The following is a 24,635-nucleotide window of genomic DNA, read 5'->3' as shown; positions in this document are numbered from 1 at the left end:
CAGTGGGCGGGAACGTGTGGCCGGGTGAGGTTCTGTCGTTCGAGGGCGTCTCACCTGTGCGGGTGGTTCTCGTGGGGGCCGGGAGAGGCTTGCGGTGGTGACGGGTCAAGGCTGTGGGGCGCCGGGGGCTGGGTGGCCTTCGCACAGTGAGGTGAGGAAGCGTTCGATGGGGACGTCGAAGGCGTGGGCCAGGGCGTGCCAGGTGGTGATGCTGCCGGTGGTGCGGCCGTGTTCGAGGTCAATGAGGGTGCGCCTTGCCAGGCCGCTGCGTTCGGCGAGTTCGTCGAAGGTCCATCCGCGCTGGCCCCGTAGCCGTGCGAGTACGACTCGCAGGGCGGTGAGGTTGGGGTCGGGCGGGATGATCGTCACTCCACCATCCGACGGTGCAGACCTCTGCCCTGTCAGTGCAGACTTCTGCACTATTTGCTTCAGAAGATCGCGGACAGCGGCGGTGCACTGATCTGCACGAGCGCGTGTCCGTTCTGGGTGCCTGCTGTCAGGCGTCCCGCCCCGATGGACAAGACAGGAGGAGAGCCAGCCCATGAGGCTCGCCGGCGCCACGGTACGGCGCGTCTGGACGGTCGAATTGCGCCCGCGGCCAGACGGGCCTGCGCTGGTCTGCGTCCGCTGCACCGACCACACGGTTTCCCCTGGGGCCACGTCTGCAAGGTCCGCCGCCCTGGCGCATCTGGCTTGTCACGCCCGCGCCGAGGCATTGCCCGCGCATCTGCGGACCTGCCAGTGCCGGTCCCTTGGCTGTCTGTGGCATCGGCGTCACCGTGGCTGCGCCGGTCCTGTCCTGCTGGCCCTCACCCGCGACGATGGCGGCCGTGTCTGGCGGCTGGCCGACACCTGCGCTGCCTGCGCGGCCGCGACCGGCAACACCTCCGTCGTCCCCTGGACTTCGCTCAGCGCTCCGCGCTCCCCCGCTTCGCCGTCCCCGGCTGCACACCGCGTGCACCGGCCCGTTCAGGATGAAGGGATGCGCGTACGGGAGATGCTCACCTATCTGGCCACCGCGCTTCCCAGATGCACCTCCCCCGCCGGCCGGCTACTCGCTCTGCAGTGCGCCCTGCGCGCAGACACTCTCGGTCTTGTCCGGCTGCCCGCGGGACTACTGCGCGGAATGCGGCTGCACGGACGCGCGGAGATCTGGGAGGAGCTCGCTCACGGACACTGGCTCCGGCCACCGGATCTCAAGGTCACGCCGGTGGAGGTGGAGTTGCTTGATGCCGCGGTCCGGGACCAGATGCCCGGCCGCAGCGCTCGCCGCCGGGCCGCCCACTGGGCACTGCAGCCCGGGACGCCACCCCTTCCCGCCGCGGCACCTCCCGCCGTGCGGCTGACTGCGCTCGTCCTGGCCGTCCATCTCTGCCCTCGGGGCGTGCACACCGTCGACATGGATGTGCTGGCCCGCCTGTGCGGCCACTCCCCGCACCAGACCGCCGAGCTTCTCGACCGGCTCGTCGCCAGCCGCGTACTGGCCTTCTGGCATCACCGCACGGACACTGACGAAGTGACCTGGGAACTGGCCTGCAGGCACACGGCAAGGACTGCTTCGTCCGGGCTCATCTGACGCCGGCAACGTATCTCAGCCCGAGGAGCAAGCCCTGAGCTGGGTCGGGGGCGGGCCAGGGCTTCGGCGTAGTCGCATGACGTCCGGTTTGTGATCACCCGAGGCCGAGGAGTTCGAGGGGCCGCCGCGGGTCACGGGCGTTTCGGCGGAGGCCGGCCGCGATGGTTTTCACCCCGGCTGCTCGTAGGGCCCCTATGGCGAGGTTGCGCCAGGTAGCCATCGCGCGGGGCCCGTTTCTTGGAAACCGTGCCTGCCGCGTTCCGGGTGCGCTGCCGAGCGCGAAGATCACCACGAACCGGGCGTCACACGCCTACGCCGAAGCCCTGGGTGTGAAACCGGAACGGTTCAGTGCGTTATACGGCACTCAAGCGCGTACTAAAAGGACCACCTCGCGTGTCGGAATCAAGCCGTCGGCGCGGTCTTGCAGGGTGGTGATGCCAAGAGCGATGTCACGGCATGTCGTTTGAACTTCCATCTCGTCGCTGCGGTTCGCGAGGGTCATGACGGCCAGCCTCAGCAAGTCAGATGCATCTGGCTCTGCTTCTACACCACGGGCGACGATTTCCGCTCCCAGGGCAGCGATGCTGTTCGCCAGATTGCGTTCACCCGCGGTCGAGGAGTTGTCGTGGCCGAAGACCCGTCGCACTTCTTCCACCACCAATTCAGGAAGAGACTCAAGAAGCCCCACAAATAGTTCAGGCGAGAAAGGTCGGATCAGCGCCTGAGCTGAGCTGATGTTGATTGCGGGGAAGGTGGCGACGGGATCGTCAGCGAGGTGCCTTCTGTAAACTTGAGAGGCTGTATCAATCAACAATTCCTGAAAGGCTTCATCCGTGTGCTGATACGGGAAATCACCCATCCCTCTGTTGTAGCTTATCAGGGCGGAGAAATTGAAGTGCTGAAGGTCGTGGAGGAAACTGTTTACAGCCCTCTCGTACACCCGCGCCAGGGGCACAGACCAGGGATGAGGCACCCCCTCCGGCGCCCAGCAGACCGGCCTTCGGTCGCTCCAATCGCGCGGAGGCTGGCTCCAGAGGGAGCACCCAGGCGGCAGCAGCGGCTGCATGGCGGGATCGCAGGCTTCGTCCCAGGTGGGCAGCCGAAATACGGCGGAGCCATCGAGGACGTCGTTCACCCACCGCACCAGCGCTTCAGGCGCGCCCGGCGGGATACCCGTAAACGCGGGACCATAAGTAGTGTTTGCGGCCTGTAACCGCGTGCCCTGCTCCCACTCGTGGTCGTCGGGGAGGAACTCCGGGTGAGCATCGGTGAACAGACGGTAGACATCACGGTTGACCGGCAACGCACTGACTAGGGTCCGTCTTCAAACGGATCTTGCCCAGAGCAGGAACGACGCGAGACTGACCGCTGCCTCGTAGGAAGTAGCGGTCTTGTCGTACCGGGTGGCGATGCCGCGGAAGCCCTTGAGCTTGTTGAAGCAGCGTTCGACGACGTTCCGTCGGCGGTAGATCTCCCGGTTGAAGCCCGGCGGCCGACCACCGCCGCTCCCGCGATTGTGCCGGTGCCGCAGTTGGTCGGCCTTTTCGGGAATCGTGTGCGGGATGCCGCGTTGCCGGAGGTAGCTGCGGAAGCCGCGCGAGCTGTATGCCTTGTCCGCGATCACATGGTCAGGTCGGCGGCGTGGCCGGCCCGGGCCGGTGCGAGGAACACGGATCCTGTCCAGCAGGGCTTGTGCGCAGATGCTGTTGTGGCGCTGGCCTGGTGTGATCAGGAGCGCGAGAGGGCGGCCCCTTCCGTCGCAGGCGAGGTGGATCTTGGTTGTCAGTCCTCCTCGGGATCGGCCGAGGGCGTGATCGTCCGGTTCGTCCGGCCGGTGCCGCCCCCTTTTCGGCCGGTGGCGGCGGCGTGCTGGTGAGCGCGGACGATGGTGGAGTCGATCTGGACCAGCCAGTCGATGTCGCCGGCCGCGTCGGCATGGGCCTGGATCTGCTGCAGGGCCCGGGTGAACACGCCGTCCAGGGCGTAGCGGCGGAAGCGGGTGTAGACGGTCTTCCATGGCCCGTAGCGTTCGGGCAGGTCACGCCAGGAGATCCCGGTACGGATCTTGTAGACCATCCCGTTGATGACCTGCCGGTCTGACACGCGGGGCCGGCCTGTCGCGGCCCGGGGTATCAGCGGAGCGAGTAACTCCCACTCCTGGTCGGTGAGTTCATGGCGACGTATCACCCCACCATGATCGCCTACCTGGATGATCTTTGAAGACGGACCCTAGCTCCTGCCCCCCAGCGCTCGTCGGCTCTCGTGCTGTGCGGCGCGGCCAGTCGTGCAGTCTGTGGGGACACAAGCCGCTCGCGGACAAGGGAGCCCGAGCTGTGCCGCTGGGTGGCCGAGCCGGACGGATACCGGCCGTGTCTGCCCTGCTCTCGGGTGGAGCGGTGCGGCGGTCAGCCCGCGAGCCGCCGGCCGGACGAGGGCCGGGAAGGGTCCGGCGTTGCCCACCACGTGTCTGCTTCTTCAGGAGCGGCAGGCGGGGGTGCGCTTTTCTGGGAGGCTTGCTCCAGTTCGATGCCCAGGGCGGTCAGTGCGGTGATCTCCTGCGAGGTCAGTTGTATGGCGCCGTTGCGGTGCTTGGTGATCCAGCGCTCGAGGAGGACCTTGTCGCCGTGGAGATTCTCCCGATGTCCGACGGGGACCTCGATGTGGCCTTCGCGGTCGTGGAATTGGCGAGCAGCTTTCAGACCGCGGTGGAAGGCCCGCGTCCTGGGGCGGGAGGCCGGCAGAAGCAGCATGCCGTGGGGATGCGTGCCGGGGTGCTGGGCCGCAAGGTCGCTCAGGAGCCGGAGCTGCTGAGGGTGCAGATCATGCTGGTGGGTGATCTGGCGGTCCAGCCAAGCGGTCGGGGTATCACCGGATACGGGTGTGGGCGTGGCGGTCTTTTTGGCTGCCTGGAGGCAGACGTGTGTGTAGTCGTGCTGCCATTCAATCCCCCAGGGTGGGTTCCACCAGAGGTCGACGGCTTTGAGGGCTTCGCTGCGCGCGGAGTGCATGCGGCCGCTATCGGCGAGGGCGCGCTGGCGGTGGAGCCAGCGGAACATGGGACGGTCGTTGGCGCTGGGGGCGGTGGTGACGGTGAGGGTGCCGTGGGTGTCGGCGAAGGTGATGGCCTGGGCGAGGTGGCTTTCGAAGCTGCGTGCTGGGTGGGGCCAGCAGATGTGCAGGGTTTCCAGGGCGAGGGCCCGGTCGGGGGCGAGGTCGCCTTTTGCGTAGAGGGAGCGCTGCTGCCCGAGCCACAGGCCGAGGGGGTAGTTGAAGGGGTCTGTGTATTCGCTGGGGACGTCGAGGTGGTGGTAGCGCTCGTAGTAGCCGACGGCTGCGGTCCAGCCGGTTGCCCATACTCGGGTGTCGACCTCGTGGGCGCGCAGGCCGGTGAGTGGGGCGATCTCGGCGGCGCGCTCGGGTGCTGGGGGCAGGGGTTCTTTGGGTTTGTCGGGGTTGGACTCGGGGTCGCCGAAGCGGCGCCAGAGTTTGGAGTCGTGTTCGCGCAGTCCGTTGAGGACCTCCCAGAGAATTCTGTACGCGGACGATTCGAGGGCTTTCTCAGTGGTTTGGCGGCGGCCGACGTAGATGGGGATGACCAGGAGGGCGATCTTGCCGGCGCCTGGGGGCTGGCGTAGGGCGCGGCCGAGGGCCTGGATGATGTCGGAGGAGCTGCGTTTGGGGTCGGCGAACAGGATGGTGTCAGCGTCGGGTACGTCGACGCCTTCTCCTAGGACGCGGACGTTGGACAGCACGGCGCCGTCGACGGCTCCGGGGATTCTGGTGCTGTTGGTGAGGAGGGGAACGTTTTCGAACTCGGCGAGGCGGTACGCACGTTCGCTGGTGGGCTGGCTGCTGTGGAGGGAGTAGGTCCACAGTTTGCGGATTCCGGTGCTGCGCGTGGTCGCGGCGACGGTCGCGGGGAGGGTCTGGCTGAACTGGTGGGCGTTGACGATGCGGCTGTGGAAGCTGATGACGCGGCGTGCTTTGTGGGTGGCCATAGCGCGCAGGAGACTGACCTGGAGGGCGGACAGGCGTAGTCCGTCAATGTGCCGGGTGGCGCCGGGGCTCTGGAGCACTTCACGTAGTTCTTCGTCGTTAATGACGGGGACGACGATGCGGTAGTCGGCGAGGATGCCGCGGTCGATGGCGTCGGCCAGGCCCAGGCGGTAGACGACGGGGCCGTAGATGGTGGGGTCGTCCATGGAAGCGAGAGGCCCGAGCGGCTTTTGCGGGCGAGTGTTCTTCCGGCGCTTCTGTTTGGGGTCGGGGAGCGCCCAGGTGCGGGGGGTGGCGGTCATGTAGAGGCGCCGCCGGGCGGGTATAGCGCTGTCCTTGTGGATGTCTGCCCACTGTTTGTTGCTGCTGCCGCTGCTGCGGTGGGCTTCGTCGATGATCACGATGGACCAGCGCGGCAGGCGGTGCTTCTTGTGGGCGCGTGTGAGCGCGGGCAAGGAGGCGTAGGTGGCGAAGACGACGGTGGGGCCGGTGTTGGCCGCTACGAGCTGGGCAATGCGGCGGGCGTCCGTGGTCAGGGGGAGGCGGACGGTGGCTGCCTGGGCAGGGGGGAGGGAGCAGACGCCGAGCATGTTCTCGACGATGCTGTGTCTGGCCCAGTGTGAGGCGGTTTGGCTGATCAGGTTCAGCGACGGTACGACAACGAGGATGTTGCCGCGGTCCGCAAAGTGTTCGCCGACACGCATGGCGGTGAGCGTTTTCCCACTTCCAGTGGCGGAAATCACGGTCACGCGCGGCATGTGCGTCAGGCCGCGCACGGCGGCTTTGAATGCTTCACGCTGGTGGTCCCGCATCTGGATGCCAACGCGTTTCATGGGGATACAGCCTTTGATCATTTTCCTGCGGACGGGGCACCCTGGGCTTGAGGGCAGGGTGCTGCCCTAGGCGCTGCGTTCGACTTTGCGTCAGCTAAGTATTGTGTTCCAAGTAATCGCGCCTCGTCGTTGCCGAGATCACAGTGCACGGGGCCAGGGACGGGTCTGCGAGCGAGAACAGGGATTTCACGGTGCACATACGGCCACTGCCGCTGCAGGTACGGTTCATCGCCGAGGAATCCACCGGCTCGTACGTGACACGGCTCGCCTCCCGCAACGGCCTGACAGTCGGCCGGCTGCTCGACAGCGTCGGAGAAGGCCGGTCCGCGCCCGAGGTGGATCCGCGCTATACCGAGCTGTATGTGAACCGAGCAGCCCGGGACCGTCTGGCCGCGCTGGTGGCACGGCCCGTGGAGGAGCTGATCAGAGCGCTGCCCAGCACTGCGGACGAGCATCTCCTGACAGAGAGGAACAGCGGGCCGGTGTGGAGGTGGCCGTGGGCTCCGCGTGGCGGGTTCCTGGTGAGGGGATGCGCGCTGTGCGCCGCCGCACGGGAGACCGACGCCACAACATGGCGGATATCTTCAGATATGTGGCATATATGCATGCGGCATGGCCGCTTCACTGACAATTCCCGCGACGACAGGGTCCCGTTCATCGACCTGTCTCCCGGCCCTCATGTGGTGGAGGCCGAACGCTGGCGCCGGGACCTCGTTCGCCGGCTGGGGCCTGCGGGGCGGGTCCTGGTGGCCGACGCCTTCGGTGTCCTCGCCCACGAGGCGACCCATCTGCCGCGGCTGGGTGCCGCCCGCACCACGCCCCTGCGGCTGCTGCCCGCCGCAGTACGGTTGGCCTCTGCGATGGCGTCGGTCGAGCGTCGCCGCGTCGAGGGGCGGATGACATCCGAGGAATACGCACTGTGGGTCAAGCAGGCCCCGTCGCAATTCGGTCTGTTCATCGGCAGGGTCCTCGGCGCCTGGGCCGCGAAGCACCCGCTACCCCACACACCGGTTCCCAAGGCGCGCCCCGGGACGCATCTACCTCTTGCCGCTCCGCACGAGCGGGTGGGCGCCCTGCAGTCCGTCAACGAGCTCACCTGCGTGCCGTGGGAGGTCCTAGCAACGGTGGAGCGCCCCTATGGCTGAGGGGAAGGTCGCCATGGCCGACTACGGAAGAGGCGCGTGTCCGGCCTCCGCTGAAGGGAGGCCGTAGGTGGAGGTCCAGGTGCGCTACCTCGATCTGCACGGAGCCGAAAAAACGCAGCTGCCTGACCTGCTGCGCGGGGTGGCGATCGAGGAATACCGTCCGCTGGCCGTGCCGCGTGCCTTCAGAGGACGGCGCTCGATCCTGACTCAGTGGTGGTCCGCTACAACCGGGCAGAAGGTTGTGTGCAGTACCGAGTCGCAGATGCACGCGGCCATGATGCTCGACTTCGATCCGTCTGTCGTGTTCTTCGGCGCCTCCTGCCTGGAAGTGCGCTGGGAACAGGGTTCGGAGCGCGGCGCTGTGCGTCCGGCGTTCTTCGCCCGCACCGCCCACGGCGAGCGTCTGGCACTGATGCATCCCTGGGCTGCCGGCACCCGGGGCATGTATGAGGAAGAAGCCATGCTCGTGGCGGCCGCGAGCGCAGGCTGGACCTTGCGTCCGTTGCAGATTCCGCCAGGGGTGCTGAAGGCGTCGCTGTTGCGGGTTGCGAACTACCGCAATCCGGCATTCGCCGACCCTGAGGCCCGGCAGCAGCTGTTGGAGGTCTTCGCACGCCCCCGGCCTCTTGCCTCGGGAGCGGCAGCCGTCGGCAGCCCGGCGGCTCTGTCTTGTGCCTGGCATCTGCTGTGGACAGGTGAGCTCGCCTGGGACCACCGCCTGCCCCTGACCCCTGCCTCAACCATATGGATGCCCCATAAGGATCTTGCATGACAGCCGCTGCCGCCTCTTCTCCCCCACACACCGAGCATGCTCTGCGGCCGGGCAGTCGGCTTCGCTGGCAGGGAGCCGACTACGTCGTGGCCGCGCTCCAGGGGACCACCGTGCATCTGGTCTGTGAACAGCAGGACGGCGAGGACGCCTGTGCGCTCGTGTCCGTCGTCGTCCGGGCCGAGGACTTCGCTCTGCTCGATGAGAACGGCACGCCGCTGCCGGGCGCGACCATCCCTGATGTGAGCGGGCTGGAGCTGCTGGGAGAAGCCGACCGCCAGCGGCTGCGGGACTGGGAACGTCACCTCGTTGAGGTCCGCGACGGCGTGCCGCCGGACGCCGAGCCCGGTACCAAGCCCAGGCCGGGCTACGACCCCGCCCGGTTCACGTTGAAGCAGCGGTTCGCGGCGAAGTCAGCCGAACTGAAGACGCTCGGCTGGAAGAGTTCCTCGGCCGGCACGGTGGCGCGCCGCTACAGCGCCTACAGGTCCGAGGGCGTCGCCGGGCTGATGCGCGAGGTCGTACCGGGTTCCCCGTGGGGGCGTACCGACGAGCGCGTGGTGCGGCTGCTCCTGGCGGAGGTGCAGGCCAGTCTCGAGGAGTCGGACGGGTACGGCAGCCGTCTGCTGGAACGTTTGCGCGCTGCGATCCTGCTGCGCTACCCCAACGAGTACGACCGGCTGGACATATCGGATGCCACGTTCTACCGGCTTCTCGAGCGGCTGGGGATTTCCCCGCGTTCGCTGCGCAGGCCGACGCAGAAACGCATCGACGAGGCGAGCCTTCCGGTGGCGCCCTATACGCCAACCACGGCGAACATGCTGGGCGAACAGGTGCAGATCGATTCCACGGGGCTGGACATCATCGCCATCGGTGACGACGGCCGGCCGGTGCAGCTTGAGCTGACCGCCGCGATCGACGTCGTCAGCCGAACGATCATCGGTGCACTGATCGTACCCAGGAGCGCTGGCCGAGGCCCACGGGGCAAGAGGCTCGGCGGTCGGGCCACGAAATCCTTCGACGCGGTGCTCATGCTCGCCCAGGCGCTGGCTCCGATGCCCGGCCGGCCTGGCTGGTCACCGCTGGCTCTCGCCGAGAACTCCGAGATGCCCTATGCCGACCTGGTGGCCTGCGACCCGCGAATGGTGGGCGCAGCTGCCCGGCCCGTGATCCGGCCCAAGATGGTCGTCGTCGACCACGGCAAGATCTTCAAGAGCGAGCACTTCAACGACGTGTGCACCACGCTGGGCATCTCGGTGCGCAGCGCCCGCGAGCGGACACCGACGGACAAGGCCATCGTGGAGAGCCTGTTCAGCGCGATCAAGAAGCTGTTCTGCCAGTACGTGGCCGGCTACACCGGCTCCGACCTCGCCCGGCGGGGCAAGAACATTCACGACGGCCCGTTGTGGAGCATCAACGAGCTGCAGGACCTCTTGGACGAGTGGATCGCCCTGCACTGGCAGCAGCGCCCCCACGACGGGCTGCGTAACCCGTTCCTGCCCGGCATGAAGATCAGTCCCAACCGCATGTACGCCACGCTCGTCGCCATGGAAGGCCACCTGCCACTCCCCCTGGGCGTGCACGAGAACCGCAAGCTGCTGCCGTTCACGCGGCTGAAGGTCAGCCGCAAGGGCGTGAAGATCAACAATCGCACCTACAACAGCCCCGACCTCCAGCAGTACTGCAACAAGCACTCCGGGATCCGCGGGCAGGGCATGAAGTGGCAGGTCCGCTACAACCCCTACGCCCCCAGGTTCGTGTGGCTCTACGACCACACCAAGGACGCCTGGGTCGAGGCCGAGTTCATCCACCAGCGGCTCATCGGCGACGCCTGGACCCAGTACCTGTGGGAGCAGGCCGAAGCCGTGCACGTCGAACTCGGTGGCAGCAAGGATGACGAACGCGCCATCACCCGTGCCGTCGCGGCACTGCGCGAACGGGCACGCCGCGGCCCCCAGGCTTCCGCACCGCGCGTGCCGGCCCTGTTCACCGGAACGAAGCTCACTCTGCGTGAACCGCAGACCGACCGCTACGCTGGCATCCGCGCCCCCATTCCCGGCATGGTCCAGCGGGCACCGTCCCTGAATGTTCCCGCAGGAGACCTGTTCCCCCGCCCGGCCCCCTCCCCCGCCGCCGAGGCACCGATGACCGTCCCTCTGCAGGGCGTGGAGCCGGTCCTGCCTGCGGACGCCCCGGCCGCGGCGAGCAGCGTTCCTGAACCCAGGCCCGCTGCCATCACGACGCCCCCACAACAGCCGGCATCCCCCACCGGGCCAGGCCGCAAGAAACAGTCCCACAGCCTCACCGGCCCGGCTTCCGGGCTGTTCGCACAGTTCACGGGCGCTGCCCCGGAAAGATCCGCGCCTGGTGCCGAAGCCGCTCCCTCCCCCGCCACCCGTCCCAGCAAGGAGACGCGATGAGCCGCGACGATCTGATCAACACAGTGCCGGACGTCCTCGCCGATGCTCGCACCAGTCCCCTCACCGCCGGCCTCCTGACCACCAAGGAGGGCTGGAACGACTTCGTCCACCGCATCGTCCTCCCGCCGGACCTGCAGGACTGCGCGCCTGCCGGCATCACTGTCACGGACAATGACCCGCGCATGCGGTACCACGGCGAGATGCTGCCCGTCCTGACCCCCGCTCTGCGCCGCGGCCTGCTGGACGCGCGCAGGATTCTGCGCACCAACCGCTTCCGCAGCGTCGGCCGCAGCATGGACATGGTCATCGACGGCGAGCGCGGTGCCGGAAAGACACTTCTGCTGTGCCAGATCGGCCGCGGCTACCAAGGCATGATCGAAAGCGACTCCGGCACCGACCCGAACCGTGTCCCGGTCATCTACATCAACGTACCCCCGGACCGGGACAGCAGCATGCACTGGTCGCTGCCCTTCGCCGAGTTCCTCGGCCTGCAGTACATGCGCAACCCGGCCAAGGGCGACTACCGCACTCTCGACGTGACCCTCCCTGTCACGCACGTCATGAAGCACGCGGGCACTCAGCTCGTCCTCGTCGACGGCATCGACCGGCTCAGTGACGGCGAGGCCCGCACCGCACTGTCCTACTTCGAGAGCCTGCAGGACCACACCCGGGTCACCTTCATCTACTGCGGCACCGGGGCACGCGACGCCATCCACGCCGCCCGCTACACCGGACGCCGCTCCAAGCTCCCCCACCAGGGCATGAAGTTCGACAGCGACATGCCCGTGCTGTGGGTCGGCACCATCGACTACTCCCCCACCGCGCCCGAGGACTGGGAGGACGTTGTCGAAGCCTTCGAAGACGACCTACGCCTGCACAAGCACCAGAAGGGCACCCTCATCGGACTCGCCTCGTACCTGCACAAGCGCACCGGCGGCTACATCGAAACCCTCAACCACCTCATCTGCCAGGCCGCACAGGAAGCTATCGAACGAGGCACCGAAGCCCTCACCAAGGACCTCCTCGACGACATCCACACCGGGCGCGGCGACCTGGACGAGGCCGGTGTGTAGACGTCCGACCGGCAGTGACCGTCGATCCGCAGGGCCGCCCAGCAGGCAGATCTGCCCTATGCTCGCGTGAATCGAGCGAGCTGCTTTGGACAAGCCCGCCCTGCATGGCACAACATCACAAGTACGAGGAGGCAGCCGACCGGACCCGCAAGGCCGCTGACGTCCGGCAGGCCCGAGGGGCCTGCGACGCCATCGCGTGCCGCTTCCCGCTGCCGTGGCCGGACTCGGTGTGTGACAAGCCAGGTGGTTTCCGCCGTACAACGTCCGCCGTTTCAGCGCATTTGACCGCGAGTCTCGCTCTCGCGCCTTCGTCAGGGGGTCCAGTCGAAGGGGATAAGTGCGTTGCGGTTGCCTTCATCGTCGGGTCGCCAGTTGGCGATCACAGCGTTCTGGAACCACGGTTCGGGCAGGTTCGCGTGATCGCTGACGATGATCTGCAGATTGCCCTCGTTGAGTTGTGCCACTTCGTTGAGGAGCATGAAGTAGGCGGTGACGGTGGCCCAGTCGGCGTCCTGGACCTTGGAGGCGTCTCGGGGCTTCTCCGGGAAGAACGCCTGTGTGGGCTGGTCGAGCATGAGGAAGCTGGGGACGGGCCGGCTGTTACTTCGCAGATAGGTGTGCAAGGCCAGGTGGGCGACGAGGTGGTAGCCGATGTGGTTCTTGGCGCTTCCGATGCGTCGGAGCGGCCGTCGGCCGTCAGGGCTTCTGACGACGACGTTGAGGAGGTTCAGGCTGATGCTGACCTCGGTCGCGTTCGCGGCTTGTCCGAGGTTGAGGCGTTTGGCCCAGGCGGTCATGTTGACCGCGATGTCGGCTAGGCAGCGTTCGGTCTCGGCGGCTACGTCGTCCTCGTCGACGAGGACTTGAAGCGCGGCAACACGCTCCTTGGCCAGCTCGAGTTCGTGGCGCAGCCTGCTGAGGTCACTGGCCGTTCCGGTGCGGCTGAGGGCCTCGGCGATCCGCCCCTGGATGTGGGCGATACGCATCTGCTGTTCCTGCAGGTTACGCATGCGCTCGTCGCTGGCCAGCAGTTCTCGGAGCTGGATCCCGTTGAGCCGGAGGCGTTCGGCGACGGCTGCACGTTCTGCCTGCAGGGCGCGGCGGTGCTCCTCGCGGACAGGCTGGAGCGTCTGCGCGTGGGTAAGTTCCTCGGCCAGCCGTGTGGTGAGGTCGGAGACGTCCTGTGCTGAGGGGTCGGGCTCCTGGAGCGGCTGCGTGCACATGGGGCAGACGGTGGTGTCGTGGAGGTGCTCGGGGCCCAGGAGGGCGAGGGTCTTGAGGCGGTCTAGTTGGAGGTGCAGTTCTCCGGTGAAGGCACGGCCTTGTTCCTGCCAGCGGTCAACCACGGCGAGAGTGTCGTCGTACTCCTGGAGTTGTTCGCGCAACGCGCGACGCTCTTCGTTGAGTTCGTAACGCCGGTCTGGCAGATCCAGGGGGGCGGCAGTTCGCGGCGAGGCGTCGAGGGCCTGCTGGAGCAGTGCGACAACTTGTCCGGTGTCAGGCGCCGGCGGGACGTCGGTGAGCAGTCCTTCGTTCTCGGCGAGGCGGACGAGAGCCAGGCCGCCCGCGTCGGTGGCGGCCTGCTGGCGCAGTGCGTCGTCGTACTTGCGCTGCGCTTGGCGTTGCGCGCGGATGGCTTCGCCGAGGTGGTGGCGGCGTAGGGACTGTTCGGGGCCGGCGGCGCCGAGAAAGTAGGGAAGGGTGTCCTTGAGGGTCTGCGCCATGCCGGTCTCGGTCTGGCGGTGGAACAGTGCTGTCTTGTCGGCGATCTCGTTCTGGTTCTGAAAGCAGAGCAGGGCTGCGTGGGCGATGGATACGTCGAAGGCGTTTCGTGTGGCTCCGGCGGGTGGCTGGAAGCGGAAGTCTTCGATGCCGAGCCGGGCGCTGACTTCGCTACGCAGGGCTGCGACATTGGAGTTGGCGATGAGCTCGTCAGCCTGCGGGAGTTCAAGGGTGGCGTCTCCGGTTCGCACCATCGCGTGGACGGTGGAGGCGCCGGTCGGCCGGGGCCGGGCGAGGACCATGCGGCCGCCGTCTTTGAAGGTGACCAGGAGGGCGTACCAGCCGACGGACTGGTCGATCGGTTCGTCGGGCAGGTTGGCGGTGCGGCGTCCCAGGCAGTAGTCGATGATGTCCTGGACTTCGGATTTCCCGGTCTCGGACTCACCGGTGATGATGTTCAACGCCCCGGGGCGGAAACGCAGGACCCTGTGGTCTTTCCTGCCGTCTCGGTGGTAGAGGGCCAGGGCGAGCAGTTGCATGGCGGTTCTGGGGCTCCTTGTGAGAGGGGTGGTCAGGGACGGACGCCGAGGATGGTGAAAGCCCGGGCAGGGTCGGTGGTGGCGAGCCATCGGCCGACGAGGGTTGCGGCGCGGGCGCACTCGGCGACTTCGGCGCCGGGGGCGGCTGAGGGCGGCTTGGGCGCGCGGGGGCAGTTCAGGTTGCCGGCATTGACCTCTATGGCGCGGTGGCGCAGGGCGGTGCGCAGGCTGGCACGGGTGTAGGCGGTCAGTACCGCGGCTCGTTCGGCGAAGGCGGCCTGCTGGCGTGGGTTGGCGTTGGCCCAGGCGCTGAGGGTCATGGTGGATCTGGTCGGCAGGGAGTCTCGTGTGTCGTCAGGCAGGACGAGCGGAAGGACCAGGAAGACGCTGGGCCAGGGCATGGGAGTGCGCGCCTTCTTGGCTGCGGCGTGGATGCTGCTGGCGAGGAGGTAGGCGCCGAAGGCCGGATTGAACAGGGCTCTGGCCTCGAGCGTGCTGCGGTGAGGGGCGGTGGTCACTGGTCCTGCTCTTCCCGCTGCTTGCACAGGTCGGTGTAGTCGGGATGCCACCCAAGGGCGCGGTCGGGGTGCGCGGTGTCCGCTTGGTCGGCCAGGCCGTGAAGGGTGCCGTGACCGATCCATGCCGCAGTGGTACTGCCATGGCGGGCCGGTTTGCTGGCGACTTTGTCCATGGTGTCGTCCAGTACCTGCTGACCTACCTCCTGACGCTCGGCGTCGGGGATGCCATCGCGGAGGCGTCGGGTATGGCGGCGGAAGGTACGCTCCCACTCGTAGTGGAGTTCCTGTTCATACTCCTCCAGCCGCTCTGGAGTGATCTTGAAGGTGCGCAGCCACGCGGATCGCTGTGCACGCGCGTGGTGGTAGCTGCGCAGGTGCATGGCGATCTCGTCGTCGGGCAAGTCGATCCACCGCATCTGGGACACCACGAGCTGGTCCTCGTAGCCGGCGATCTCGGCTTCTGTGAGGTTGCGCAGGGTCTCGGTGATCGGCAGGTCCTTCTCCGCGTAGCGGTGGAGGACTTCATCCCTCAGACACGCCAGTTCTTGCGCACTGACCGAGGCCCTCATGCGCTGGGGGTTCTTGCGTTCTAGTAGTTCTACAGCCATCCGGTACCACCACCCTTTGATCGCGTCGAGGGCGGCCTCGGCATGGTCGCTCGGCGTGATCCCCAGTTCTTTGGCCAGACTAGGGTTCAGGTCTGACATCACTGGTGCACCGTCGTGGACGATCACGGCGTTGACCAGCTGATAGCGCCGTTCCGGGGCCAGGGCCATAAACAGGTCACGGTCCTTGGCAGTAGTGCCAGGACCGTCGGCGTCACCGGCAATCTGCTCCATCCGGGCCAGGGCCTTTCGCACATCCCTGTCCGATCCAGGGCGCAGCAGATGGAAGAAGGTGTCCTTGGGAGCAACTTGAGTCGAGACCAGCCGCAACAGGGGCATCGTCTCGGCCGATGGATCGGCCAGTGCCTTCAGCGCGTCGATCCACGACGCCACCGAGCGCCAGAAGTCCTTGCCTGTCTCGCTCAGGGGGCCGGCTGCCTCGCGGTGCTTGGACTGGAGCAGCTCCAGCGGCGTGTGGGTCTCGGGGTCCAAGAACTCGATGTCGTCGAGGAGCTCCATCCGCACCTCGATCGTGGCCTCGCCCCAGCTGCGTTCTGCGAGTTCCAGCAGAGCCAATTCGCACTGGTAGAGGTATCCGGTCATCTGGCCTGCGGCCGAGTGCGCCCCTGCTTGTGCCACGTTCCCCACTACTGATCGAGCTTGTCTGCGCGCCGCGCACATCCCACCCTGCGGCCAGCCAACCAAGACGGGAGGCAGATCTGTCCCTGGCGTCAGGATCGGCTCAGCTCCCCCACCGCAACAACGTAGCACCCCAGACGCGTTCCGCAGCCAGGTCCATTATGTTGCCAATCGGGGCTGCTGAGCCCAGAGAGATGAGCATCCTCCAGAGCAGACGCCGGACCGCTGAAGCAGCTGGGCTCGGGAGCCTGCCGGGGCCTCCTTACTCACCCTGGGAGCCGGTTCCTCGCCGGCGATCCGCCAGGACGCGAGGCGGGCGACCGCGCTCCACCGCGGTATGGAGATGTCGGTTGCCGCAGCCGCCGCTGTAGCCAACGGCGCCGTCTGCTGGTCGCCATCGGCTCCACGCGAGAGATCGCGTGTCCTGCCAGTACGAGGCGAGTCCTTGGCATGCAGCAGAAAAGCTACTGGTCCAGCGACCCGCTGGCTGCCCCAAAGCCCCCCGAGCACGGCCCCAACAACAAACCAGCAGCCCTCGGCACTGCAGCTATGACCACTACCGTCCCCACAGTTGTGAGCAACTATAGGTCGCCGCAACAGAACTGCAAATACTCTCACAACCTGCATCCTTGCAGGTCAGACCGGCTAAGGCCCTGTCTAGGATCACGAAACGAACCATTGATCCGTTTTCTCAAAACTTGCATCCCCCGAGCCCAACAGGCTTGGGGGCGCTAGCCATACGCATTCTCATTGAGGTGACACAGTCGTGGACGGGATCGATCACGTCAGCCGGGTCCTTGGGCACAGCAGTGGCGGCGCCTTCGGCGGGCCGGTGGATCCGGCGGCCTGCTTGGTCGAGGAACTCACTTCGCTCAGCCTGCCGCCCGGCGTCGTTCTTGTTCTGGCCAGTCAGCCCGGGCCTCATCTGGAGGCGGTCGACGCCCAAGCCGCCCGTTTGACTGTTCCCCCTCTCGACCGCGCCGAGCTGGGTGCGTTGGCGGAGCGTCTGGGTGTGCTGTCGGCGCTGGCGCCGTCGGCTGCCGGTCTGGGGGCTGCCACGGATACTGAGGCCGCTGTCACCTTGATCGAGGAGCGCTCACGAGGCAACGCTCTGTACGCCACGTATCTGTGCCGTCAGGCCGTGGGGCCGGCTCCCGGCCTTGGGACGCCGCTTGCGCCGGGCGCCGTGGGTGATCCGCTTGAGCGGCTGCGCGCGGTTCCGTCATCGGCGCACGACCTGGACGACTACTACGCCTATCTGCTGCGGGCGTTGACGGTCGAGCAGCGTTACGCGGCCAGCACGCTGGCGGTCTGCGACTTCGCTGTCAGCGCGGACGAGCTCGGGGAGATCTTCCCGATGCCGGCGATGATGATCGGTGCCGCCCTGAGCCGGGTGGCACCGATCATCGCGCAGCAGCCGGGGATCGGCGGGCTGAAGATCCACCACGAGAGCTTCAGCCGTTTCGTGCGCCGGACCGAGGGTGACTCCCGGTGGGTGGACCAGGTCCGGGCTCAGGCCGCCCAGTGGCTTTCCCAGCGCGGGTTTTTCACGGACGCGCGTGCCTTCCGGCACCTGCCCGAACTCCTGTCCGCTCTGGGCCGTGACGAGGACCTGGCCCTGCTGATCGGGCCCGACTTCCTCTCCCGTGCGATCGCCGGCCTGCAGCCGCCGCAGGCCATCGTCCACACCCTGGCCGTCGTCGCCCAGCGGGCGGCGGCACGCTGTGACTGGCTGACGCTGGTGCGCTGCATCGAACTGAGCCGGGCGCGGTCGACCTATGAGGAAGAAGGCCTGCCGGGTTCCCTGGTGCCGTATGCGGATGTGCTGGTGGCGCTGTCGGGAGCCGACCATGTGGCGGCGAGCCTGCTGTATGAGGGGGCGCCGACGCTGTCGGCGCGGTGGGGCCTGCAGTTGTGCGCGGCGGTCGACCGGGCCGGGTTCGCCGCCCCGTGGGAGGCGTATCTGACGGCCCGGGACAAAGATCGCGGTGGTAAGTCCGGCCACGACGGTTCCGCTGGCAATGAGGCGGTGTTCCTGGCGGAGTTGCGTGGGCGGATCAGGCTGCCTGGCCATGGCACCGACCAGCGGGAATCGCCGGAAGGCCACCCGCTCACACTTGCTCAGCGGGTGGCCCGGTTCCTTGATCAGGAGGCATTGGACTCCCCCGAACCGGCGCTCGGTGTGCTGCTGGACTGCCTCGGCGCCGAGTTGCTGCTGGAGAGCGCGGCGCTCATCGAGCGTCCCGAGCGGCGTGCGGCGCTTCTGCTGCATCTCGCCGACGCCCACGACGGCGCGGGCGGGATACTGCCGTCGGCGCGCACACTGGCCGTCGCGGTCTGGGCCAGCGCTCCGTGCGGCCTACGACGTCTACTGGACCGGGGCGTGCCGGTGGCTGACCTAGCCGAGGAGGTATTCCGCGGGGACGACGTCACCACGGTGCTTCAGGAAGCAACCCACGCGGTGCTGACTGGCCGTTACGGCGATCTGTCGAGGCCGGTCAGCAGGTGGCTGGAGCTGCTGGAGGTGGCCCAGGCCGCTGATCCGCAGGCGCCCACCCGGCTGCTGGCACTCCTGGACGGCGAGGGTTTCTATCGTGCCTGGCTGCGGTTCACCGTCACCACGCTCGGTCTGGGCCGCGACGTCGATGCGGGCCGGATCTCCGCCGAGCGTGCGTCCACTGCCGTCCGTGTGGCGCTTGAGCAACTGGCCCAGCACGCTGCCCCGTTCACGGGCCAACCCAATGCCAGCGAGCTTGGCGACATCCACCGGCTCGTGCGGCAGGTGCTGCACGAGGCGGTCGCCCTGCTGCGCGGCAACGACGTCGCCCTGGGCATCGCGTCCTTGCAGACCGTCAGTCACGGCACCACAACATCCCTGATGGGCATGGCCGGGTCCGGTCCCCTGATCACCACGGAGCTGCTGTCCCTGCTGGCCCACAGCGTGGGCCAGGCCGGGTCCGACATCATCCACGAGCTGATGCGCACACTGCGCACGGCACAGGCCGACAGCCGGTCCATGTATGCGGAGGACGCCGACTTCGAACTCGAGATGGCCCGCGTGAGTCTCGCCTGCGACGACCCGGACGAGGCGCAGCGCTGCTGGGAACGTGCCGCCCACTACATGGGCGCTTACGGCGGCCACAAGGACATCACCATCGAGGAACTGCTGGAACCCCTCCCCCAGCTGGTGCAGGCCGACCCGGTCCAGGCCCGGGTGCGGCTGGCGCGTACGCAGCCGCTTGTGTATCTCGTTGCGGAGTGCACCGACGGACGGGGCACGGCAGGAACACCACAAGAGTGGTGGCGTCTTCTCGCAGGCCTGGATCCGCGAGCCGCCGCGCAGCTGGCCGCCCAGGTGCTGTTGACCGAGCCGGGACTGCCCGATGCCCGGGTGGACGCCGCCCACCAGCAGCTGCTGGCCATGCAGGCCAACACGGCCGACCCCGTCGTCCTGGCAGCGCTCCGTATCGCCGCCGGCTCCCGTGGCCGCAATCTTGACGCCGACGTCGTCCTGCTCGGCCAGCTCGCAGACCTGCCCGGCGACGACGCGGCACACGCTCTGCGTCTCCTGCCGGTGCTCGCCAACGCGATCACCTCCACCTATGACGACCAGACGCTGATCCACGCATCGCACCTGGCCGGGGACACGCTGAGTCCTGCCCTGCGTGCGGCGGCACAGCGTCTGGGCGGTGAGGGCGGCCCGCCCTGGACGCCCAGGCCCGTGCCCAGCACATCCTCCCGCAACTGGTCCGGCCCCAAAGGGCGTTACCCCACCGGCGCCTTTCTGCACGCCCAGCAGCGCCCCGTGCTGCCAGAGGGCGCGGCCGGTGTTCTCGCCGCAGTCCGTGACTGCGGCAGCAAGGCGTACGACGATCCGCCGGGGCCGCGGTGGTCGGCCGATGCGCTAGCCAACGCGGTCGGATGGCGGCTTGTGGAGATCACCGAACGCCAGGGTCCCGGCGCGGCCGCCCAGTTGTTGCACCGGATCGCCCAGGAGATGAACGCCTCCGGCCCCGTCGATGTCCTCGCCGATGTGACCGCCGGGCTTTATCTGCGCCACGGCATCGCCCCCGACGTCTTCGGCCCGCTCGCCGCGACGGCGGGCATGCTCGCCTACACCAAGATCCGAGGCGGCGGCGGATGGCGCTCTTCCGCCGGCAACGACCGCCTGGAGCTATGGCAGCAGGCGCACACCGCGGATGCCGCGATCGCGGCCCAGGACCTCGCGGACCAGGTGGCCAACGCCGTCGCCAACCCGTCCTACGGCCGCACCATCGGCGTCAGCCAGGCCCTGGTCTCGGCGTTCGCCATCCAGCCCCCGGACGTCTCCCGGCCCCCGGCTGCCGACGCGCTCGCCTGCTGGGACGCCGCATATGACGTCATCGCCCACCGTCTGCCAGGCGATGTCCGACTCGGCGACGGCGCCTACCACCCGGTGCCGGAGCCGGCCACACAGCACGACATCGACACCGCATTGTGCCGTCTTGCCGTGGCCACCATCGCCCTGCCTGAACGCGGCGACAAGCGCCGAGCCCTGCTCGCGGCGACGGTCTTGCTGGCCAGCCGTCCCCGCCAGGCGCAGGCCGCGCTGGCGCACGTCTTGTCCTTCGACCTCGGCGCCGGGCCCCTGACCTGGCTCCTGACCGTCCTGCACAGTCATCTGCCGGAAGGGCCCCTGGGTGCGGCTCTGCATGAGCAGCTCGTCGCCCTGTGCACCAGCGACATGCTGTCCGTACGGGTGGAAGCCTCCGCCATTCTCACCCTCGCCGGACACCAGCCGCCCTCCCCGCCGGCAACCGCGGCCCATCCGACACTCGCCCACGCCATCGCCGCCAATCTCAGCAGCGAGGACAGCGCATGAAAGACCCTCGGCTTTATGCGACCCACCTCGTCGACCACTACCTGGGCGCCCGCATCGACGCCGCCGGCCATGCTCCCGGGCTGCGTGAGGCCGTCATCGACCTCGTGGCCGCAGCCGCCCCCGGCCATCTCGAGCCGCTGATGCGCGCACAACTGGACCTGCTGACCCACCCCAGCAGCGACCAGTTCCCCGACGCCTATCTCGCTGATCGGGCCACCGCCGAAGACGCACTGCAGAAGGCTGCGGCAGGCCTGCGTGCCGCGCTCGCCCAAGCCGGACATCTGGTCAACGCCCAGGCCTTCGAACGCGGCGCGGCCGCACGCCTGCGCGATGATGCCCGTCCGGCCCTGCGCGGCGAACTCGCCCGCGTCCCCCGGCCCCTGACACGCCCCGGAGCGCTGCGCTGGTCACTCGCTCCCGCGCCCTGGTTCAGCGACAGCCACCAGGAGCAACAGCCCTGGCCGCCGCTCGGTCTCGCTTCGGTCGCGGGCCTGCGGTCCCTGCCGGAAGCCGCCCGGGCCTTCGCCCGGGTGGACGACGGGCCACACGCGGGCTGGATACAGATCGGACTGATCGAGCGGCAACGCACCCCCGCACGCCGCTACCCAGACCAGCCCGCCCGCCAAGTACTGATCATCGTCGGTCTCGAAGCTGCCGACGACGATCCACCACCCGGTACGCTGCCCCTCTCCCAGGCTCCCTGGCAACTGTGGACCCGCCCGTTGCAGCACCTGGCACCTGCCCTCACCCAGGCGGGAGCGGCAGCCAAGCACATCAGCACCACGGACCAGGCTTTCGTGGCCCTCACCGACGCCAGCGCCACGCCCATGGTCGACGCGCCCCCACGCCGCAGCGGCCCTGGCCTGCCCCCGTACGTCCTTGCACCCGCCGCCAGCGTCGTGGCGGCACTTGGACTTCAACCCACAGGCGGCATCTGCGGGTACAGCCTCAGCGACACAGCAGGGGAAGCACTCATCTGCCGCCAGTGGCGAGGCCACCTCGTCCACGACGGAAGCTTTGAACCCCTCCTGCCCGTGATCGCGGGAGCGGACCTGCTCATCCGCCCAGACCTGTTCACCCGCCTGCACGCCACCATCGGCCCCTCCCGCTGCCAGGCAGGTATCAACGTCCGCCACATGACAGCAGCCCAGGACGACGACCTCCCCGACGACGAGGACTGAGAACACCCCCGCGACGCTCGCCTCCCTGCCCCCGCGGTCTGCTTCCGCAGCGTTCGGCCGGACTCATCTCAGAACCTCGACAGCGCCTGCGAAACACCGGAGTGGGTGGAGGGCACATGCCGTGCTCAAAAGGTCAGCCATGGGTGCAGGACTACCGACCAGCCAAACATACGGGCTCGGGCAGAGGGGTGGATCGCTACGCTGGTCGCAGGTGCGGCGCTCACCCGTGGCGCCGCGCCGACCCGCCTTCAGGGGCTCGCCCGTATCACTGTGGCAGGCGGACACGGGGCGTCTAGCCGCCGCTGGCCTGGTCCTCCTCGCCCTCCCGGCGGACAGGCCCGGCCAGTGCTTCGGCCTCCTGCATGAGCCGGTCTGCTGGAGCGAAGTCCCCCAGCTCGACCGCGAGCGCGGCGCGCACGAACGCGGCGAGCGCGATGCTTCCGTTGCGCACCTCGAAGATGCGGAACACCCCGTCCGCGTACGCGGCGCGGTGTCGGCACTTGGACTGCACGCAGTACCCCTCGGCGGCCAGGGCGAGCCGCCTGAAGGCGCCGTTCTTCTCATCGGTGAGCTGGGCTGGACAGCCCAGTTGATCCAGCGTGATCCGGATGTGGGCGCGCATCTCGGCCGGGCGGATGGTCAGCCGGCCGCCGCCGGGCGTGACATAGCGGCCCGGTGTCACCGGGCCGTACGGATGGATCAGCGGCAGATCCTTGTCCACCGCGTGCAGGGCGGGCAGTCCGTCGTACTCGAAGTAGGGGCCTGCAATGCCGTTGTGCTCGATTGCCATGCTGTCCTCGTCTCGGTCGCGGGGCGGGCGCCGGGCCGTCCCGTCACGCGCTGGTGCCGGGCACGTTCCGCAGCAGTGTGGAGGTCATCGCCAGCAGCGTCTCCGCTCCGGGTCGCCGAGCGGATACGGCACGGCCATCTCGAACGCTGCGCACGGCCCCAGCCGCGCGAGCTGCTGTTCCCACCGGCTCTTGGCGATGGTGATGTGCGCCGTGTCCTGGGCGCTCCCCGGGTAGCCGGGTGCCTGCGGCAGCGTCGCGTTGAGGTCGATCTCGAACCGTGCGTCGCCGGTGCGGCCTTCCTCGATCGCGTGGATCTGCAACGACGTCAGCGGGAACGACAGGTTGACGCGGTGGACGGTCACCTCCGGGGTGTACGCCAGGTTCACCGTGGTCCGGGCGAGCCGCGAGCGCTGTCCCGTCGCCTCGAAGCCGAACAGGTCCGCCTCCAGGGCGAGGATCTTCCGGGCCTCGGTGAAGGGCGACACCCCGACGGCGAGCTGAATGCTCAGCTCGTGGGCTCCCAGCGCGCGGCGCAGCCACGTCTGGTCGGTCCTGACCACCGCGGTAAACCGAATGTCGTCGTCGAAGCGGAGTTCCTGCATACTCCCCTCAAGGGCGTGTCGATCACCCGATTCTGCCGGGCGAGGCGCCGCATCACCGCCGTTTTCCACCCGGCCACGGGCTCCAGCCCCCAGGCCCAACGAACCCAGCGGCCGTCGACCAGGGCTCGGTGCAGCCAACTGCCCAAACAAGGAGGCACCTGGCGTCTCCCGCCCAGGGGCCCCCGGATATGATCACAGCACACCCGATCTCCTCCCCTACATATAGCCCTCTCAATGAGGTTGCAGGCTGGTCTCAATCCTTGCAGCCTTGCAGGTCAAAGCGCTGTTTGGCCGGTTAGATCTCACTTGATCGCATTCTCACTCCTTGCAGCATCACAGGTCAGAGCCCTACTAGAAGACCATCAGGCTGCAGCACAACTGAGACGACATAGGCGAGGGCGCCGGCCGGGCCGGGCACGTGTCCGTGCACCGCGCCGAGGATCCGACCGGGGCCCAGGGCGGCCGGCAGCGGGTCGTACCCGTCCCAGCGCAGCTAGGCGGCGGCCGACGTCATCCGACCGGGGATGAGGGCGTACAGCTCGGAACGCACGGCGGTGAACGCACCGGCGCGGTAATGCAGGGGCGGCAGGTGCGCCGCTCATGGTGCGACCACTACCGCCGCCACAACATCGCGCGGAGAAGATGAACAGGAATGTGAAGGATCTCTGCTCCTGCCCTCTGAGGAGCACATGGGTCTGCCGACCGGAGCCCCCTGGTTTGACTGGGGGGCTACCAAGCCCTGCTCCGTTGGCGAGCAGAGAACGAGATCACTGGACTCTATGCCTTCCCCTACGACGTCGAGGTCGAAATCGCAGGGGAAGGCGTTTCCGCTTAAGCGGTAGGTTCACCAGCCACGCGAGACGCTGCGCGCCGGTAAAATCGATCCCCACCGCAAGAACCTGCTCGCCCCCGAGGGCCGGCATGGTCTGCGACCGGGAGATTTCTGGCGCAAGGCAGATCAGGGCCTCGGATACGAGAGAGCACTCTCGCCGTCCTGATTCGGCACTCGCACGCTGTCGGACTGCCTCATCTCAGAGGAGAGGCCAGCGCTGCTCCAGAAACTCCAGAATCTCACGGAACAAACACTCAATGGCTACCCCCTCGTTTGACCCTAGCACGTCGTCGGGAGACGACACAAGGTGAGGGGCCATCGATATTTTGGCCACGAGGAGAGACCAGTACAGGTTTTCCCCTTCCCCCAGCTTGCCAGCCAAGAAGGAGGAAAACCCTTGAAGGAGCCTCCCTTGATGAGCCGCATTCGCACCATTGATGAAGGCCACAAACTCCCTATAGCCGCCATCCAGACCATAGGCGCCGGGACGCCGCTTCACATCGGAAAGAATCTGGGGAAACTCCACTTACTAC

General features: G+C 67.8%; 17 protein-coding genes. 7 read left to right on the top strand and 10 right to left on the bottom strand.

Going from position 1 to position 24,635, the window contains the following annotated elements:
* Positions 1–105: 105 nt before the first annotated feature.
* Positions 106–369: a helix-turn-helix transcriptional regulator gene (locus tag SCK26_RS37655; RefSeq protein ID WP_318205853.1), complete on the bottom strand. Its 264-nt coding sequence runs from the start codon at positions 367–369 to the stop codon at positions 106–108.
* A gap of 628 nt (positions 370–997) precedes the next feature.
* Between SCK26_RS37655 and SCK26_RS37650 the strand changes: the two genes are divergently transcribed.
* Positions 998–1,576 carry a hypothetical protein gene (locus SCK26_RS37650; RefSeq protein WP_318205852.1) on the top strand — a complete coding sequence of 193 codons (579 nt, stop codon included), beginning with the start codon at positions 998–1,000 and terminating at the stop codon, positions 1,574–1,576.
* A 364-nt stretch (positions 1,577–1,940) separates the two neighbouring features.
* Here SCK26_RS37650 and SCK26_RS37645 read toward each other — a convergent pair whose 3' ends face one another.
* The 3 genes from SCK26_RS37645 to SCK26_RS37635 form a co-directional block, all read right to left on the bottom strand.
* Positions 1,941–2,879, bottom strand: coding sequence for a hypothetical protein (locus tag SCK26_RS37645; protein WP_318205851.1), 939 nt, complete (start codon positions 2,877–2,879; stop codon positions 1,941–1,943).
* A 21-nt stretch (positions 2,880–2,900) separates the two neighbouring features.
* A protein-coding gene (locus tag SCK26_RS37640) for an IS5 family transposase (RefSeq protein WP_412080882.1) occupies positions 2,901–3,760 on the bottom strand; the annotation gives its coding sequence in 2 pieces (ribosomal slippage) (positions 2,901–3,415 and positions 3,415–3,760; 861 coding nt in all).
* 221 nt (positions 3,761–3,981) lie between these two features.
* Positions 3,982–6,405, bottom strand: a complete 2,424-nt coding sequence (locus SCK26_RS37635) for a DEAD/DEAH box helicase (RefSeq protein WP_318205850.1) — start codon at positions 6,403–6,405, stop codon at positions 3,982–3,984.
* A gap of 191 nt (positions 6,406–6,596) precedes the next feature.
* Between SCK26_RS37635 and SCK26_RS37630 the strand changes: the two genes are divergently transcribed.
* From SCK26_RS37630 to SCK26_RS37615, 4 genes are all read left to right on the top strand, one after another.
* A complete protein-coding gene (locus tag SCK26_RS37630) occupies positions 6,597–7,550 on the top strand; it encodes a TniQ family protein (RefSeq protein WP_318205849.1) in 954 nt (317 codons plus the stop codon).
* A gap of 67 nt (positions 7,551–7,617) precedes the next feature.
* A complete protein-coding gene (locus SCK26_RS37625; protein WP_318205848.1) occupies positions 7,618–8,322 on the top strand; it encodes a TnsA-like heteromeric transposase endonuclease subunit in 705 nt (234 codons plus the stop codon).
* 86 nt (positions 8,323–8,408) lie between these two features.
* Positions 8,409–10,739, top strand: a complete 2,331-nt coding sequence (locus SCK26_RS37620; protein ID WP_318205847.1) for a Mu transposase C-terminal domain-containing protein — start codon at positions 8,409–8,411, stop codon at positions 10,737–10,739.
* Positions 10,736–11,812, top strand: a complete 1,077-nt coding sequence (locus tag SCK26_RS37615) for an ATP-binding protein (protein WP_318205846.1) — start codon at positions 10,736–10,738, stop codon at positions 11,810–11,812. The genes SCK26_RS37620 and SCK26_RS37615 overlap by 4 nt, the downstream gene beginning before the upstream one ends.
* Before the next feature lie 311 nt (positions 11,813–12,123).
* On the opposite strand, the gene SCK26_RS37610 is transcribed toward SCK26_RS37615, so the two are convergent.
* Genes SCK26_RS37610 through SCK26_RS37600 form a run of 3 tightly spaced genes read right to left on the bottom strand, consistent with a single transcriptional unit; the run spans position 12,124 to position 15,799 of the window.
* Positions 12,124–14,073, bottom strand: a complete 1,950-nt coding sequence (locus SCK26_RS37610; RefSeq protein ID WP_318205845.1) for a DUF3732 domain-containing protein — start codon at positions 14,071–14,073, stop codon at positions 12,124–12,126.
* A gap of 32 nt (positions 14,074–14,105) precedes the next feature.
* Positions 14,106–14,591, bottom strand: a complete 486-nt coding sequence (locus SCK26_RS37605; protein ID WP_318205844.1) for a three component ABC system middle component — start codon at positions 14,589–14,591, stop codon at positions 14,106–14,108.
* On the bottom strand, positions 14,588–15,799 hold the full coding sequence (locus SCK26_RS37600; RefSeq protein WP_318205843.1) for an ABC-three component system protein: 1,212 nt from the start codon (positions 15,797–15,799) through the stop codon (positions 14,588–14,590). Before SCK26_RS37600 ends, SCK26_RS37605 begins: the two co-directional genes overlap by 4 nt.
* An 802-nt stretch (positions 15,800–16,601) precedes the next feature.
* Here SCK26_RS37600 and SCK26_RS37595 point away from each other — a divergent pair.
* Positions 16,602–20,696 carry a hypothetical protein gene (locus SCK26_RS37595; RefSeq protein ID WP_318205842.1) on the top strand — a complete coding sequence of 1,365 codons (4,095 nt, stop codon included), beginning with the start codon at positions 16,602–16,604 and terminating at the stop codon, positions 20,694–20,696.
* The gene (locus SCK26_RS37590) at positions 20,693–21,877 is read left to right on the top strand and encodes a hypothetical protein (protein ID WP_318205841.1); all 1,185 of its coding nucleotides are present in this window, start codon (positions 20,693–20,695) and stop codon (positions 21,875–21,877) included. The genes SCK26_RS37595 and SCK26_RS37590 overlap by 4 nt, the downstream gene beginning before the upstream one ends.
* A 292-nt stretch (positions 21,878–22,169) precedes the next feature.
* Here SCK26_RS37590 and SCK26_RS37585 read toward each other — a convergent pair whose 3' ends face one another.
* From SCK26_RS37585 to SCK26_RS37570, 3 genes are all read right to left on the bottom strand, one after another.
* Positions 22,170–22,667 (bottom strand): DUF6420 family protein, encoded by a 498-nt coding sequence (locus SCK26_RS37585; protein ID WP_318205840.1) that lies wholly within the window; start codon positions 22,665–22,667, stop codon positions 22,170–22,172.
* 84 nt (positions 22,668–22,751) lie between these two features.
* Positions 22,752–23,270, bottom strand: coding sequence for a hypothetical protein (locus tag SCK26_RS37580; protein WP_318205839.1), 519 nt, complete (start codon positions 23,268–23,270; stop codon positions 22,752–22,754).
* A 1,031-nt stretch (positions 23,271–24,301) separates the two neighbouring features.
* Positions 24,302–24,628: a hypothetical protein gene (locus tag SCK26_RS37570; RefSeq protein ID WP_318205838.1), complete on the bottom strand. Its 327-nt coding sequence runs from the start codon at positions 24,626–24,628 to the stop codon at positions 24,302–24,304.
* Positions 24,629–24,635 lie beyond the last annotated feature (7 nt).

The organism is Streptomyces sp. SCL15-4, from assembly GCF_033366695.1.
In the GTDB taxonomy this organism is placed as follows: Bacteria; Actinomycetota; Actinomycetes; order Streptomycetales; family Streptomycetaceae; genus Streptomyces.
This window is presented reverse-complemented; position numbering and strand designations above follow the sequence as displayed.

What these genes read in the sequence shown, in the direction of transcription:
- SCK26_RS37580 (WP_318205839.1), bottom strand. Translation starts at nt 23,270, where the DNA reads ATGCAGGAACTCCGCTTCGACGACGACATTCGGTTTACCGCGGTGGTC.
- SCK26_RS37590 (WP_318205841.1), top strand. Translation starts at nt 20,693, where the DNA reads ATGAAAGACCCTCGGCTTTATGCGACCCACCTCGTCGACCACTACCTG.
- SCK26_RS37610 (WP_318205845.1), bottom strand. Translation starts at nt 14,073, where the DNA reads ATGCAACTGCTCGCCCTGGCCCTCTACCACCGAGACGGCAGGAAAGAC.
- SCK26_RS37650 (WP_318205852.1), top strand. Translation starts at nt 998, where the DNA reads ATGCTCACCTATCTGGCCACCGCGCTTCCCAGATGCACCTCCCCCGCC.
- SCK26_RS37585 (WP_318205840.1), bottom strand. Translation starts at nt 22,667, where the DNA reads ATGGCAATCGAGCACAACGGCATTGCAGGCCCCTACTTCGAGTACGAC.
- SCK26_RS37635 (WP_318205850.1), bottom strand. Translation starts at nt 6,405, where the DNA reads ATGAAACGCGTTGGCATCCAGATGCGGGACCACCAGCGTGAAGCATTC.
- SCK26_RS37615 (WP_318205846.1), top strand. Translation starts at nt 10,736, where the DNA reads ATGAGCCGCGACGATCTGATCAACACAGTGCCGGACGTCCTCGCCGAT.
- SCK26_RS37600 (WP_318205843.1), bottom strand. Translation starts at nt 15,799, where the DNA reads ATGACCGGATACCTCTACCAGTGCGAATTGGCTCTGCTGGAACTCGCA.